The sequence below is a fragment of the Mucilaginibacter kameinonensis genome (genome assembly GCF_003675385.1).
In the GTDB taxonomy this organism is placed as follows: domain Bacteria; phylum Bacteroidota; class Bacteroidia; order Sphingobacteriales; family Sphingobacteriaceae; genus Mucilaginibacter; species Mucilaginibacter kameinonensis.
Genome location: NZ_RCWZ01000004.1, coordinates 582,407 through 597,619, shown reverse-complemented (window position 1 = coordinate 597,619; position 15,213 = coordinate 582,407). Strand labels below are relative to the sequence as shown.

Annotated in this window: 11 protein-coding genes; 4 read left to right on the top strand and 7 right to left on the bottom strand. The window is 42.2% G+C overall.

Features of this window, described 5'->3' with window-relative positions; genetic code table 11:
• Nucleotides 1-319 precede the first annotated feature (319 nt).
• From EAH55_RS20680 to EAH55_RS20655, 6 genes are all read right to left on the bottom strand, one after another.
• Nucleotides 320-1,339, bottom strand: a complete 1,020-nt coding sequence (locus tag EAH55_RS20680) for a hypothetical protein (RefSeq protein WP_121811344.1) — start codon at nt 1,337-1,339, stop codon at nt 320-322.
• 100 nt (nt 1,340-1,439) lie between these two features.
• Nucleotides 1,440-4,565 carry an efflux RND transporter permease subunit gene (locus EAH55_RS20675; protein ID WP_121811343.1) on the bottom strand — a complete coding sequence of 1,042 codons (3,126 nt, stop codon included), beginning with the start codon at nt 4,563-4,565 and terminating at the stop codon, nt 1,440-1,442.
• A 140-nt stretch (nt 4,566-4,705) separates the two neighbouring features.
• The gene (locus EAH55_RS20670) at nt 4,706-5,764 is read right to left on the bottom strand and encodes an efflux RND transporter periplasmic adaptor subunit (RefSeq protein WP_121811342.1); all 1,059 of its coding nucleotides are present in this window, start codon (nt 5,762-5,764) and stop codon (nt 4,706-4,708) included.
• A 5-nt stretch (nt 5,765-5,769) separates the two neighbouring features.
• Complete coding sequence (locus EAH55_RS20665) at nt 5,770-7,098, bottom strand: TolC family protein (RefSeq protein ID WP_121811736.1); 1,329 nt, start codon at nt 7,096-7,098, stop codon at nt 5,770-5,772.
• Nucleotides 7,099-7,308: 210 nt separating this feature from the next.
• On the bottom strand, nt 7,309-8,070 hold the full coding sequence (locus EAH55_RS20660) for a LytR/AlgR family response regulator transcription factor (RefSeq protein ID WP_121811341.1): 762 nt from the start codon (nt 8,068-8,070) through the stop codon (nt 7,309-7,311).
• The gene (locus EAH55_RS20655; protein ID WP_121811340.1) at nt 8,067-9,089 is read right to left on the bottom strand and encodes a sensor histidine kinase; all 1,023 of its coding nucleotides are present in this window, start codon (nt 9,087-9,089) and stop codon (nt 8,067-8,069) included. The genes EAH55_RS20660 and EAH55_RS20655 overlap by 4 nt, the downstream gene beginning before the upstream one ends.
• 424 nt (nt 9,090-9,513) lie before the next feature.
• Between EAH55_RS20655 and EAH55_RS31420 the strand changes: the two genes are divergently transcribed.
• Nucleotides 9,514-9,744, top strand: a complete 231-nt coding sequence (locus tag EAH55_RS31420) for a cysteine peptidase family C39 domain-containing protein (protein WP_121811339.1) — start codon at nt 9,514-9,516, stop codon at nt 9,742-9,744.
• The gene (locus EAH55_RS20645) at nt 9,722-10,135 is read left to right on the top strand and encodes a cysteine peptidase family C39 domain-containing protein (RefSeq protein WP_121811338.1); all 414 of its coding nucleotides are present in this window, start codon (nt 9,722-9,724) and stop codon (nt 10,133-10,135) included. The genes EAH55_RS31420 and EAH55_RS20645 overlap by 23 nt, the downstream gene beginning before the upstream one ends.
• 427 nt (nt 10,136-10,562) lie before the next feature.
• Here the strand turns inward: EAH55_RS20645 and EAH55_RS20640 are convergent, their stop codons facing one another.
• Nucleotides 10,563-14,042: an ABC transporter permease gene (locus EAH55_RS20640; protein WP_162996988.1), complete on the bottom strand. Its 3,480-nt coding sequence runs from the start codon at nt 14,040-14,042 to the stop codon at nt 10,563-10,565.
• Nucleotides 14,043-14,855: 813 nt separating this feature from the next.
• On the opposite strand from EAH55_RS20640, the gene EAH55_RS31415 reads away from it, so the two are divergent.
• Nucleotides 14,856-14,978, top strand: a complete 123-nt coding sequence (locus tag EAH55_RS31415; RefSeq protein ID WP_262707308.1) for a hypothetical protein — start codon at nt 14,856-14,858, stop codon at nt 14,976-14,978.
• 7 nt (nt 14,979-14,985) lie between these two features.
• On the top strand, nt 14,986-15,129 hold the full coding sequence (locus tag EAH55_RS31025) for a hypothetical protein (protein ID WP_162996987.1): 144 nt from the start codon (nt 14,986-14,988) through the stop codon (nt 15,127-15,129).
• The last annotated feature ends 84 nt before the right edge of the window (nt 15,130-15,213 follow it).

Here is a 15,213-nt window from a genome sequence, read left to right as displayed (position 1 = left end):
GATATAGTGTCTACCAAATGCCATTGCTAACTCTCCGGATCAAATACTAAAAAATTAAGTTGTTCTGTTTGAAACAAGGCCATTTCACATCTGGCAGTCAGTAGCAAATCGTCATCAATAGATAGGCAAGGGTAAAATGAAGGCTATAATTGCAATTTCGCGGGAACTTGGCGATGCGCTGCTGAAGAAAGAACAAAGTCAATAACATAAGTTTTGTTCCCTAACCATGCTATCCCCCCAATTTTTTATTCCCTGATGCTTCGAAAATTTAAAAAACGATCAAATCTGCCGAAATTTCTATTATGAGATCCAGCTTGCGTTATCTCAAACTTTTAAGGAATGGCAAAAATGAAAGCGAAAAACCTACATAAGGCGCAGAACCGTTGGATGTTCTGAAAAAATAGTCGTTTGGTTTGGCGTTGTGGTCGAACATGCGGGCCTGGGCAGTGGTAAAAATTCCTCCGCTAACACCGAATACAAGTTTTTTGGTCAGCATGTATTCCAGGGTTGCGCCTGTTTTGATATCCAATGATGTATATATATTGTTTTGTGGTAACGAAGGCTGGTTCAGATCAAAAAAGAAAAGACTGCCACCTAACTCACTGCCTGCAAATACCCAGCTCTTTTTGGATAGTTGTTTTCTTAAAGCAACTCGGTAAGGGATATCAACAAAAAGATCAAGGTTGGCATCTTTAAATTTATGCCAGTAGCTTACAAATGGTACAACCGGTGCTACAGATGACGGATCGATAATTACCGCGACACCAACCGACCATGATGAAGTAGCCTTGCGGCTAAGCGGAACATTAAATGTACCGCTGTAGTTTATCCTTTTTACGGAGCTGAGCTCATCTGTAAGTCCGGATACGCTTACCGAATAGGTTACCGGGTGGTTAAAAATACTATCCAACCGGCTGAATGTAGCTGTGAAGCCAACTGTTGATTTGCTCAGGCTTTGGTTTGCGGTAGAAAACGCCGGATTGTAACTGGTGATACCTTTGGTATCAAAATGGATTTGCTGGTAGCTTACTACACCTGTTATGGTGTTTTTACCCCACTCTGCCAACGGTATTTTAAAGGCCGCCCTGATACGGCTGATGTTTGTTTTGCCTTCGTAAAGATCATGACCACTAAGCTCGCCTTTTATGGTGCGTGCGCCTAAAATATCGGTAGCTATAGATCCTTGCCTTAAAATAGGATAGCGGGTCGCATAATCAGACAGGGCCGACATTTTCAGCGAATCGATCATACGTTGTCTGGTCAACGGGTTGGTTTGTGCGAATGAGGTTGTAAATAAGGTGCTCAGCACAATAGTGCCAAGATAAAATTTGATTTTCATAGGAGATTCGGAATAAAACAGTTGGACAAAGCAAAGCCAAATCCCGGGCAAGGGATGTTAGTCACTTGCCCGGCAACAATGAACCATATGTAGATGTTAATTATTGAGCTTCTAAAAGCGGTGTTTTTGTGCTTGTTTTCTTGCTCTTGAACTTCAGGAGCAGGTTTTCTATAATAAGGTACATGGATGGCACAACAAAAAGGGTAAGGATCATGGAACTTGTTAAGCCACCGATGATTACCCATGCCATGCCATTTTTTATCTCGGCACCGGCACCGCTGGCTATGGCAATAGGAAGCATACCTAATATCATGGCGAGGGTGGTCATGAGGATAGGTCTTAACCTTTCCTTTCCTGCTTCAATCAGAGCATTTTTAACAGCATATCCCTGTGCCTTGAGATGATTGGTAAAATCCACTATCAGAATGGCATTTTTAGCTACTAAACCAAGTAACATGATCACACCAATGAGCGAGAATATATTCAATGTTTGCATGGTTAAAGCCAGGGCCAGCAAGGCACCCACCAAAGCAACCGGGATAGAAAACAGAACCACAAAAGGATATATAGCGTTTTCATAAAGGGCAACCATGATCAGGTAAACCAAAACAATAGCCACACCAAGGGCGAAAAATAAACTTCCAAAAGCATCGGCCTGGTTCTTAGCATCACCCAAAAACTCAACCGAAACACCCTGCGGCAATTTAACCTCTGGTAACTTCTTTTTAATATCAGCAGTAACCGAACCTGACGGGCGACCAACAACGTAAGAGTTTACAGTAATAGAACCCAATCTGTCAATCCTTTGCAAAACGCTTTCGCCAAGTCCTTCTTTTACTTCAGCAAACTGGCTGAGCACGAATGTTTGTCCGTCGGCATTGGTGAATGAAAGATTCCTTACATTGTTAATATCCGAGCGGTCATAACTATCCAGGCTTATCAGGATATCATATTCGTTGCCATCCTGTTTAAACTTGCTGTCATCATTGCCGCTAAAGGCATTTTGAAGCGCCGCGCCAACCTGGCTGGCATCAATGCCCAGCAAGGTCATTTTTTCGCGGTTCAGGTTTACTTCAACCTGAGGTTTTTGATCTTTTACTGAAAGTTCAACAAAGCGGGTTCCCGGTACTTTGGCCACTATCTTTTTATAAGCTTCGGCCACGTTACGTACAGCTTTCAGATCAACACCTTTAACCGCTATCTGGATAGGGGCCTGATTAGCGCCGCCGGTAATGGAGGTTGGTGACGATGTGATTTTTACACCAGGTATTTTCGCGTTTAACATTTTTTGCAGTTTGCCGCCAAACTCCTCGGCAGTGATGTCGCGCTCTTTTTTATCAACCATATTTACGGTGATTTCGGCAAGGTTACTGTTATTGGTTGTTCCGGCAACACTGCCTGTTATAAATCCAATACTTGAAAATGTCCTGACTACTTCGGGCTGCTTCATGATCAGTTTCTCTACCTGCTGCGTTATCATATTGGTTTGATAAATGGATGCTGAAGGTGCAAGCTCCAGGTTAATGAGCAACTCGCCCTGATCTGCACTTGGAATAAATGCTGCACCCACAAACCCGGCCGGCACTAAGGTTATCGCGCCGATAATGAGAACAATAACACCCGAGAGCAGCCAGCGTTTTTTGTGAAGCACTATGGCAAGTAATTTCCCATAATCCTCTTTTAAAACATCAATAAAGTGTTCAAAGCCAAGGTTTAGTTTACCCCATAAGGTGCTTTTAGTCAAGGTTTCTATTTTGCCGAATTTGGCGGCAAGCATGGGCGTTACCGTGAAGGAAACGAATAAGCTCATCAGCGTAGAAAAGACTACCACCAGCGAAAACTCTTGTAACAGGGAACCGATAATACCACCTGCAAAAGAGATAGGCAGGAACACCACCACATCCACCAGTGTAATAGCTAATGCTGTAAAACCAATTTCACTGCGGCCTTCCAGCGCGGCGGTTTCTTTATCACGGCCCATTTCCAGGTGCCGGTAAATGTTTTCGAGCACTACAATAGAGTCATCCACCAAAATGCCAACCACTAATGACATGGCCATCAACGTCATTAGGTTGAGCGAAAAGCCCAGGAAATACATGGCAATAAACGTAGGGATGATAGATGATGGCAAAGCCACCAGTACGAACATGGAACTGCGGAAACTGTGCAGGAAAGCCAGCATAACTACGCCCACAATCAGTACGGCAAGGCCAAGATCTTCCATAACCGCGTCGGCGGATTTAAGGGTGTACACACTTTGATCCGATGATACGGTGAATTTCAATCCTGATGCTTTGTATTGGGCTTCTATCTCTGTAAATTTTTCTTTAACATGCTTGCTCACATCAACCGCATTAGCATCGGTTTGCTTAACAATTTGAACACCGATAGATGGAATGCCGTTGATATGGTTAATGGCAGTGGTTTTAGCCGTAGCATCAACAACCTCGCCAATATCCTTCAAATAAATACTCCCTGCCTTTGGCCGTTGCTGAATGATGAGGTTGCTGATCTGTTCTGTTGAGGTGACGTTGGCATCAAAGCGGATGGACTGCTGCTCATTTCGCGTTTCGATGCTGCCTGCCGGGAACGATTGATTAGCTTTGGCTATGGCATTGGTTACAGAAGCGATACTAAGTCCATAAGCCTTCATTTTATCCTGGTCGATATTTACCTGGATCTGGCGCTCATCGCCGCCAATAATATTTACCTGGCCTACGCCCGCAACGTTTTGCAGCAGGGGCAGTAATTGCTTATCAACAAAATCATAAAGCTCTTTTGGCGATTGTTTTGAAGTGACGCCGGCTTTTACAACCGGGGCATCTTCCAGGTTAATCTTGTTAACGATAGGTTTATTAATATTATCCGGTAAATCATTCTGGATCTGATCCGCCTTGCGCTGAATATCGCGTTCGGCCTGGTCAATGTCTGTACCGGTTTTTAACTGTACAACAACACTGGAAATACCTTCCTGTGATGTTGAATTAATTTTATCTAAACCTTCTACCGATGAAAAGGCGTCTTCCAGCTTTTTGGTAACGGAGGTTTCAACCTCCGCGGCGGCGGCACCCGGGTAAACCGTACTTACCGACACGGTAGGCACTTCTATTTTGGGCAACAGGTTATAGTTTAAGCTAAAGTATGACCGGGCGCCAAATATAAACAGCACCGTAAAAATCACTATGATGAGTAAGGGCCGTTTAACGGCAATCTCTGTAATTGACATCTGTCTGCGTTTTTAGTTAGTTGAATTGATTGGGTAATCTTCAATTTAAGGCAGGTTTGCATGATAACCAGCAACAGGACAACAAGGCCAATTAAAGCCCGCCATAAAACCTGTAGATTGATCTTTTGCATCATTGCTTTTTATTTGGAGATGGACACTTGTGCTCCATCCTTTAAATTGATCTGCCCCGAGGTAACAACAACTTCACCTGCTTTAAGCCCGCTCATGATCTGGATCATGCCGTTAAGCTCGATCCCTGTTTTTACCTGTTTTTGATGAACCGCGTTGTTTTCTACCACGTAAACAGACGCATCTTTAACGCCTTGTGTAAGCGCGTCGCGAGGAATAAGCAGGATATTTTGAGTTGTTTTACGGGAGAAATCAGCATAAACGAAAGTCCCGGAACGTAAAGGATTGCCCTCTTTGTTACCAGCCATTACTTCTACTTTATAATTATGAGTTTCATCCGCCTGTGGGCTGATAAAGCTGATCTCGCCGTTAAATACGTCATCAGGATTTACATCCGTTGTGATCTTTACCGCCTGGCCTTGTTTTACCTGGTAAACCTCGGCCTCGGTCAGGTTGATCTGCACTTTGGCCTGTGACAGATTTACAATGGTGGCTATCTGAGTACCTGCGTTTGCAAAAACACCCTGTTCAACCAGTTTTTCAGAAATAGTGCCACTTGTTGGGGCTTTGATGGCGGCATCGGAAATTTGTTTTTTTACCTGATTTACCTGGTTAACAGCGTCGAGGTAGTTTTGCTGTATGTCGTTAACCTTTTCCTGTGTTGCAGCTTGTCCCTGCAGTAATTCTGTATAAGTTTCCAGATCGCGGTGAAGTTTAGCGGCATTGGTTTGTGCTTTTTGCAGATCGAGCTGGGCTAAACGCGTATCCATTAGCGCCAGTATTTGGCCTTCATTTACATGATCGCCAAGTTCAAAGCGTAATTGTTGGATAGTACCGCCTGTTGTTGAAAGTACTTTCGCTTCCTTAAAAGGTGCCAGTGTTCCGGTTTTGATGAGGTTTAGGGCCTGAAGCTGCTCTTTAGCTACCGCAACTTTTACGGGGATCCGCACTACCGAATCCTGCGAGGGCTGGTTCTTTTTGTCGAGCGTTTTTTTATTGGATGCGAGTTTGAAAATTATCAGTGCCAATAAAACCACGATGATGAGGCCGATGATATATTTACGTTTCATATGTTTTAGAGTGTGCTGTAAAAAGTTTTGAGGGTACCTGCGGCTTTTTCCAGATCAAGCCTGGCCTGATAAAAGCTGTACAATGAGTTGAGGTAATTATTTTGCGAATCTTTGATGGAGTACTGCGCGTTTAGCCAGTCGGTAAGGTCGGTTACGCCTTTTTTAAATTGAAGGTCGGTAGTTCTGAAAACCGATTGCGCCAGTTCAATATTGCGTTTATCATTATCAAGGTTAGCTTGCGCTTTCACCAGCTTCGTGTTGGCATTTTCGTACTCCATCTGGTACTTGCCTTCATCCAGTTTTAAATTCTCAACTGCGTTTAACCGTTTATATTTAGCCTGGCTGTACTGCGCATTGCGCTTAAAAAAATCAAACAACGGAATTGTTAGCTTTAAGCCAATGGCCGAGTAATCGTTCTGATCCCTGAACGCAGGGCCTAAAGTATTACCAAAACCTACCGAACCATATTTAGCATATCCGGTTAAACGCGGAAGAGCACCTGCCTTGATCCGCTTTTCATCTATTTCCAACAGGTGGGTGTTCACCTGCGAAAGTTGATAATCGGTACGGTTACCTACGGCAAAGCCATCGTTAGCAGGGGAAACCGGCGTATTGATCTTATCATTCGAGGTACTATCAACCGGTAATTGTGTATTGATTGGATAGCCCATATTATATTTTAGCTGGTTTTGCGAAAGCGCGAGGTTACTTTCGGCAACACGGATCTGCGATATGGTGTTATTATAGTTAACCGTTACCTTATCAAGGTCTTTTTGAAGGGTAACGCCTTTTTTTACCTGGAGCTGCGAAATCTCCATTTGTTTATGGTAGGTTTCAAGGTTTTCTTTCATCAGCCTCAATTGTTCACGGTAAACATAGATCTGGTAATAGGCGTTGCTGATATCGTAAATGATGGTCTCTTCGTTTTTCTTTACGTTGAGGTCGGCCTGTTGCTTATTGTATTTATTGGCCTGTAGCCCGGTTAGTAAAGCCTGATCATAAATAGTTTGATCGAGCTGGGCAACACCGTTAGTATTATACTTTTGGGTAAAAGCCACTTTAACCGGATCCGGTCCGAAAATTCCCGCCGGAATAATTGATTGTTGTACTTTTAAGTTATCATCAAAAGTTCCGGTTACACTTACCTTGGGCAGGTAATCGGCCAGCGCTTCTTTAGCCTTCGCATCGGCTGCTCGTTTTTCGTTTTCATAAACCGCGTTGCTGCGGTTATTTTTCAGACCGTAATCAATGCAATCCTTCAAACTCCATTGTTGCTGGGCCAGCAGTTGGAGCGGCAGGAGGCAGATCAAAGCCAATAATGTATTTTTTTTCATAATCTGCATCAAACTGTAGTTACAATGCCTTAAGAGCATTGGTTACTAAATAATTAATGATGCAAAACTATGGGCCTTAATGGCGCGGTAGCCTTAACCGCTAATGAAATGGACAAATCCGCTAATGAACTGGACAGGATTGGAAAGCTAGATGTGATCCTGGAAACCTTGGTAAAGTTTTTGTATTAATATTGCAATAAAACGGCAGGTTTATTGCTCAATCCATTTTAAAAACGGCTGTGCCTTGAGTTTGCCAATTACAATTTTTTCGGGAGTGGGATAGGTTGTGGCTACGTATAGCTTACGGTTGAAATAATGTTCAATATTGCTAATGGCATCCCGATTAATAATAAACTGCCTGTTTGCTCTGAAAAACTGTTGTGGGTTCAGCATCGTTTCCAGCAGCTCGATAGTGTATTGTACCGGATAATTTTTATCGTTTGGAAGATAGATGTAAACCGCGCCCCCCGATGCATATATGAACTGAATATCGATCACTTTTACCGGGATGATCTTATCGCGGTAGTGCACCAATATACTTTGCTTATAATTGGGATCCATCTGCGTAAGTACATTGTTCAGGTTGCGCGTGTAGGTTGTACTGGCAACCAGGTGCTCTTTTAAGCGCGCGTATTTTTCAAGGCTTCTGGTGAGGGCGTCTTCTTCTATTGGTTTTAAAAGATAATCGATACTGTTTGATTCGAAGGATTTGATGGCGTATTGATCAAAGGCTGTACAAAAAATAACCGGGGTTTCTGTTTTTACCTCTCGGAAAATCTCAAAGCTTAACCCATCACCCAACTGGATGTCGGAAAAAATAAGCTCTGGAGCAGGGTTTGAGCGCAACCATTTAATACCTGCCGAAACCGACGTAAGTATTGCCTCAATCTGTATGGAATTATCCAGGTGCTCCAGCATACGCTGTAGTTCCTTGGCCGTTTTGCTCTCGTCTTCAATAATTACTACTCTCATGTATTTAAAAGCGGCAAAATTACTTTAAAGTTTGTTCCGTCGTTTACAATATGAATTGGCTTATGAACCAGCAGCTTGTAACGCTCAGTGATATTATTCAGCCCTGTTTTGGTGCTTTCTTCTGCTATTTTCTTAAGTTGCAAATTGTTAGATACGATGAGGGCCGGCGTATTGTCTGTTTTTATGCTGATCTGCAAAGGATGCTCTGCTGAGATCATATTGTGCTTAATGGCATTTTCTATTAATAACTGAACCGAAAGAGGAGGGATCATGTAAGCCAGGTGTTCTTCAGGCACATCAACGGATACCTGGAGCGAATCTTCAAAACGGGTTGTCATGATAAACAGGTACGACCGGATAAAAGTAAGCTCATCTTTTAAAGGCGTAAGATAATGCTGGTTGAAATTCAGCACATAACGATACACCGAGGCCAGCTGCACAATGTAATTTTTGGTAGGTTGTTCACTTGTTAGTGTTTTAAGGGTACTTAACGAGTTGAACAAAAAATGCGGGCTGATTTGCTGTTGCAATGATATCAGCTGCGCACGTAAATGCTCCTGCTCTAAAATCTCATTTTCAAGTTTTGAGTTCTGCAAAGCCAAGTTAGTGTGTACACTGTAAAACACAACGTAGGATACCAGGCTTGCCAAAAAGGCACCAAGGAAATGGACTACAAAGTCGGACAAGGTATCGAAAGGTACAGCGCTATCCCTTAATGTGCTTTTAGGTAACACGTGGTAAAGTATAAAACTCATTGAAAATGTAAACACTGTTGCAGTAACATTACTGACAATGTGTTTTGAATAGCTGTTTAACCCTCTGATTTTGTGAAGCAAAAAGAAACCATGTACCGACCAGCATACAAATAATATAACGGCCAGCTGAAATGCATATTCGGGATATTCCCACCATCTTACACCCTTAAAACTATCATGGCGTAACAGCAAACTAAGCGTTGTTGCGCTGCTGAGCACACCGGTAACAATCAGGTACCATTTGAGATAGTAGTTCTTGAACATATGCAAATGTATCTCAAAATTCTGCTTCAAAACCAATTAGCCAAATGAGCGGGACAATTATGTGAATGAAATGGACAATTTTTTTTAATGCAGTTTGACGGGCGTATTTGATATCTATGGTGTGAGGAAAGATCGTTTTTAACAGATTGACTTAATATGATGTGTCCGAGTAGGACTCGAACCATAAACTGTGCGGTTCGAAAAGTGCACAGTCAGGGATCGTTAAAAGTGCTCTAATGCGCTGATTCAGATCAATATAATATCTACTACCGAAGTTGGCAAATTGAAAAAATAAGGTACACTGACATCCGCAATCGAGCATTTTTGAAATTAAATTTCAGCGCGAAAAATGCTTCGGAGATTAATAAAGAATATCAGAAGCATTTTAAAGACATCTTAGTAAAACAGTACTAAAGCACAATTAATGTTTAACAACTTTTTATTTAAGAAATTTCCATTCGATCCTCAAATGGACATGATGGATTGTGGTCCCTCCTGCCTTAGAATGATCGCCAGATATTACGGCAAATACTACACTTTACAATTTCTGCGTGAAAAATGCTTTAGCTCTAAAGAAGGTGTGTCTTTTTCAGATTTGAGCCAAGCTTCTGAGGCTATTGGGCTGAGTACCCTTGCCGTGGAAAATCAGCTTTGATCTGTTAAAAGATAAAGTTCAGCTTCCTTGTATTGTCCATTGGGATAATAATCATTTTATCGTGCTTTATAAGATGGACAAACAATTTGCGTATGTAGCTGACCCGGCGAAAGGTTTGGAAAAATATAGTCATTCTCATTTTCAAAAAAATTGGATTAATGATTCAAATCGAAATGGCGCTGTCTTGATCATTCAGCCTCAAGCTGGCTTTCTGCAAAAAGCTCCTGCCGAAAATCGAAGCAAATCCAAAATGTTTCAAAATTTCGTTGGCTATTTATCCCCATATAAAGGAAGTTTCGCCAACTTAATTTTAATTATGTTGGTCATAACTGTGTTGCAAGGTGCTTTTGCCATTCTCCTGAGGTGGCAATTTCAGCGCGTTTCCCATTAAGGGTGACATGTGGGCGGATAGGCTGATGGCCGGTTGATGTGCTTTGGTCTTTATTAAGAGCAACCTGAAGGTTATTTTGATAATTTTTTTAATAAGAAAGGTGAAACAAAATTAGCTTGGCACCCTTTTCAAAACAAGACCTATGAATTTGGAGATCTTGTTAATCAGCAATTTAATGTACTCTTGGCGAACGATGCTTTCCTTGGAGTTTTACCCCCGAATGTTCGCTAGAATTATATGAAAATATGAACGATTTGTGATCGTGTTAAAAATACAAAATACTGTAAAATGTTGATTTTCATATATTTAAATTGTTGAGTTTTACTTGGTAAATTATTTGATACATGCCTTACTATAGATGTGCCAAACGGTAAATTGTTGGTATTTAATCAATTGCGTTGGATCTGATATTTGTCGTAGTCAATTGTTAATCATTTCGCAAACTTTGTACTGGGTTTGTCAGCGCAGCTTTAAGGGCCGTATAGCCTACAGTTACCCATGCAATAAGGATTGAACCTATTATAGTTATCACAAAAAACTCAGGACCTAAACTGATCCGATAGGCATATTGTTGTAACCAAAGATGCATTAAATACCAGGCAACGGGCGACGCGATCAGAAACGAGATACCGATCAGTAAAGTAAACTCACGTGATAACAGGATCAGTATTGCGCTGGCAGGTGCGCCGAGTACTTTGCGTACGCCAATTTCCTTTTTTCGCTGCATGGCTATAAATGTTATTAATCCATATAAACCCAAACAGGAAATAAATATGGCAACGGAGGCAAAAAGCTTGTAAAGCTGTGATATTTGGGTTTCCTGCCGGTAAAACGCGTTGATATCATCGTCGAGGAAGCTGTGTGTGAACGCGAAATCGGGATAATATTTGCTCCATAGCTTTTCCATGGCCGCTATTGCAGTCTTTGCCTGGGTCAAATTCAACTTAACGCTAACCATGCCATAGCCTCGCTTATCGGTTGTCAATACTACGGGGACCATGCTAAACCGTAACGGAGTAACATGAAAGTCTTTCACAACACCCACAATCGGCCGGTTGTTCCCATTCACAATAACTCTCTTTCCTATAGCGAACTGAGGATCACGGTAGCCCAGCTTACGGGTAAGATTTTCAGATACCACGAATTCGCGGCTTGTATCTGAGTTAGCGTATGGGTGGCCCGCGATAAACTGTAAATGAAAAAGGTTAAAAAATACGGTGTCGGTTATTTTATAAGCAATGGCCATATCGGGTGCTTTACCTGCATTGTCAGGCGTTCGCAAATCCATAAACCAGCGACCGCTGATAGGGGCTCCTGAACCAAAACTCACTTTTTCTATACCCGGTATTTTTATCAATTCGTTGCGTAAAACGGATTGGTTGGCAAGACCGATGCTGTCCTGTGGTAGTTGGGCGTTTAAAATAGCTTTCTTGCTGAAACCCATATCAGCGGTATTAACATAAGTCATTTGCGAAACCATTACCAGTGTAACAATGATAAGGGCCTGTGCTACAAAAAACTGGAAAACAACCAGGCCGCGCCGCAGTGAAATACCGCCTTGCTGTGCAGAAAGTGTACTTTTAAATACCCGCGCAGGGTTAAAACCTGATAGCAGGAAGGCCGGGTAAAACCCAGCTAAAAGAATTACTGCGACCAGTGCAGACACAAGGAAGAAGATCATATTACCCTTGTACAAGGAGGAAGCAGTGAGGTGGATATCGAGCAGGCTGTTGATAGCTGGTATAAAGAGCAGGGTAACCACCAACGCCATCAAAAATGCGAAACAACTTATAAGGGCAGTTTCACCCAAAAATTGAAGAATCAGTTGCCGACGGCTACTGCCCATTACCTTACGTACGCCAACTTCCCTGGCGCGGTTTACGGCTTGCGCAGTGCTAAGATTAATAAAATTTACACATGCCACAATCAATAAAAAAATGCCGATGGTGCTAAGCGCAATGATCAGGTTTTCGCTGAAAACGCGGCCGTCGAATGTTCCGTAACGCGCATCAAAGTGCATTTCGTTCAGTGGCTGTATCGAAAGAAAATAACGCGGGTCAACGGGCCTTATAAATTGATCGGAGTAATCCTTAAGCCTGCGTTTAAATTGCGCAGGTGAATCGCTTTCATTCAATTGCACAAAGCAGTAATTGTCTTCTTCAATATAACCCCAGTCATTCATGAACTTTTTCAGTTCTGGATAATTTTGATGTGTAGCGTAGGATAGTACCGCTTTAATCGGGAAATCGGTATTGACAGGCATGTCTTTTAAAATACCGCACACCCTCATTTGTACGCCATCCATCCTCAACAATTTCCCTATAGCTTGCTGCCAATGCCCGAAATATTTATCGCCCATGTTCTTCGTCAACAAAACGTTGCCAGGTGCTTTGAGAGCGTTCCGGTACTCGCCTGCTACCATCGGAAAACTAAACATGTCAAAAAACTGTGGCTCAGCGAAAAATATTCCGCGTTCTTCTCTGAATCTTTTTACAGCACCATTACCATTATCCTTTATGATAACCTGCACAAATTCATCAGGCACAATAGCTCCTGCATTGGCCAATTGCGGAAAATTGCTCCTTAAACTCGGGCCGACTGGAAACGGCACACCCATCCGGTAGCTTTCATGTGCGGTGGCACGAGGGACACGAATTAAACGAAATAACTGGTTTTTGTGGACATGAAACTGATCGAAACTTTGTTCATAATGAACTACAAGGAAAATAAGCAGAAATGTCGCAAAGCCTACAGTTAATCCGGCAATGTTTGTTGCTGAGTAAGTTTTGTGACGAATAATATTGCGCCATGCGATCTTTAAATAATTTCTAAACATATACCTGCGGTTTGGCTTGTCGTGAGACCACTGACCTGTTGTCTCGTGTTTCGAAATTACCGCAGCAGATTTAGACTGATATGTCAAATTATAAAATGGGAGTTCTTTTTTGTATTCCGCAGGCGTTTTTCCCTTCAACTCTTTGAATATGCGGTGAAAGGTGCTTGGTGAGTTAAAGCCGGAATCATAGGCGAGCCCCGTTAGCGTTAAATGGTTGTAAGCAGGGTTCTGCATTTTTTTCGCCACCTCAGCCACACGATATTCATTGATGAAATCATTAAAGTTTTTTTTAAGAGCGGTATTAATAATCCGCGATAATTCGTGCGTTGTCAAATCAAGTTTGTCAGCCAGCGAGACTAAACTTAATTCCGGGTCCTGATAATAGCGGTTCTCCATCATTACGCGCTTTAACCAAGCCCCTTTTTGTCTCAGATCTATTGGTAGTGATGGTCTCGTAATCAGTGCATCTTCCTTCCTTACGGACTCAGGCCTTAAATGAGCTACTACCGCAATCCAGATGATGTTTCCGATTAACAGGATATACAGCGGAAAATAAATACTTATACCTGATAGATAATAATAATGAACCGCTGTAAAGGGTATCCACAATAGCCATAATAGCCCCAAAATGGTTAGCAAGCGATGCAGCCAACGCAATTGATACCGGTAGCGGTCACTCATTACGTTAAATTTCAGGCTTTGATAGTACCTTTTTATTAATCTGTTAGACAGATACAAGTAGATCATTACCGATATAAATGCCAATACCGGCAATTTTAGATTCAACTGCTCAAATACCAACTGAACACTTAACTCCAGCAACAACGGGCTGAAATGCAGGAAGTCCCTTGAAATGAACTTAAATTCGGGGTGGGTTATTTTGAGGACATAAAAGTAAATAAGGGGCCCTAACGCCATCGAGAACCATGGCGATATGTAAGTCCCGCCGGGAAAAATGGCTGCCAGACCTGTGTCAATCGCCAGAATTCGCGCCGCCCATAGCACAATAATCCCCAATGCTAATCCTAAATACTTATTAGCAGCATGATTAACGCGCTTGCTGAATCCCAAAAGGAGGGAGTAATTTATTCCAACGATGATTGCGACCAGCAAGGCTAGGTCAAAGAGGGTAATATGGAACAAGTATGGCTTCAATCGTCTTTAGCAGTTCAGTGGCTCGCCCGAATATATAAAATTGAATTATATGCTCGCTAACAGATTTTTGTATGTAGACAAACCTCCTGTAATTAATAATAGACACGACGGTACTCGAACTTGACACGAACGGTTTCAAAAACACACAGTTATGGATCATGAAAAATGTTCTAAGTCCCTTAAAACGTGTATTGGATCTGAAAAATGCTTCGGATTTGCCCAGCTACTTATGGGTATCTACGGTTTCCTGATTGAAAAACTGAACGCCTACAATCTCGCCTATCTGCATTTTGTTGAAGGCGCAACAGTAAAGTCCTGTGAAATACCGGAAGGGGTTATGATATCAAAATTGTTAATATCAAAGCCGCCATGAAGTTATCAAATGTTGCCGTGGTTTTAATCTATCGATCCCAAACAGTGACCAGTAAACATCTCGTGAATTAATAACGCTTAAATTTTAATCCGGGGCGTTGCCCGCCCGGTTCAATACTGGTTCGTTCCCGTTGTGTGCTGACTGAAACAGCGGGAGATGCTTCTGACTTGAGTTAAGATCCGACATTACGGGATAAACGAAATATCATTTAAGCATCGTGACTTAACGCTATTTAGTAAAGTATCGAAAATTGATTTTTTTTAAGTGTTTGATTTGTAGGGACTTGTATTTGGGTATCAAATTGGTATGCTTTTCGGCAAAAGCTCAAACAGTTTATGCTATCAAATATGAACATCATGAAAAAAAAACTCAGCATTGCGCCGGCCCACAGCGCATTTGGTAATGGTCCTCCCTGCCAGTATGTAATTCCTGTTTCCTGCGCGGAAAGAAAAAGCAAACCTTTACCCGGCATTAGATAACGATCTAATGATCCGGACAGAAACAGCAGCCTGTTCAGCCGCGTGTCAATGCCCGCAGGAGCATACACCTGAAAGCAGGAAATGCTGTTTGGCTTCGCAGGACGCGGAAGTTGCAGCACTGATTCTTAAAGCGTCGGCCACACCCGCTTAAAATATCTCAATAGTACCCGATAATCAACAAGCATTATTAACCAAGGCATCCTGATCCCATGAAATCGAAACGGCGGCTGCATTT

What these genes read in the sequence shown, in the direction of transcription:
- EAH55_RS20680 (WP_121811344.1), bottom strand. Translation starts at nt 1,339, where the DNA reads ATGAAAATCAAATTTTATCTTGGCACTATTGTGCTGAGCACCTTATTT.
- EAH55_RS20675 (WP_121811343.1), bottom strand. Translation starts at nt 4,565, where the DNA reads ATGTCAATTACAGAGATTGCCGTTAAACGGCCCTTACTCATCATAGTG.
- EAH55_RS20670 (WP_121811342.1), bottom strand. Translation starts at nt 5,764, where the DNA reads ATGAAACGTAAATATATCATCGGCCTCATCATCGTGGTTTTATTGGCA.
- EAH55_RS20665 (WP_121811736.1), bottom strand. Translation starts at nt 7,098, where the DNA reads ATGAAAAAAAATACATTATTGGCTTTGATCTGCCTCCTGCCGCTCCAA.
- EAH55_RS20660 (WP_121811341.1), bottom strand. Translation starts at nt 8,070, where the DNA reads ATGAGAGTAGTAATTATTGAAGACGAGAGCAAAACGGCCAAGGAACTA.
- EAH55_RS20655 (WP_121811340.1), bottom strand. Translation starts at nt 9,089, where the DNA reads ATGTTCAAGAACTACTATCTCAAATGGTACCTGATTGTTACCGGTGTG.
- EAH55_RS31420 (WP_121811339.1), top strand. Translation starts at nt 9,514, where the DNA reads ATGTTTAACAACTTTTTATTTAAGAAATTTCCATTCGATCCTCAAATG.
- EAH55_RS31415 (WP_262707308.1), top strand. Translation starts at nt 14,856, where the DNA reads ATGAAAAAAAAACTCAGCATTGCGCCGGCCCACAGCGCATTTGGTAAT.
- EAH55_RS31025 (WP_162996987.1), top strand. Translation starts at nt 14,986, where the DNA reads ATGATCCGGACAGAAACAGCAGCCTGTTCAGCCGCGTGTCAATGCCCG.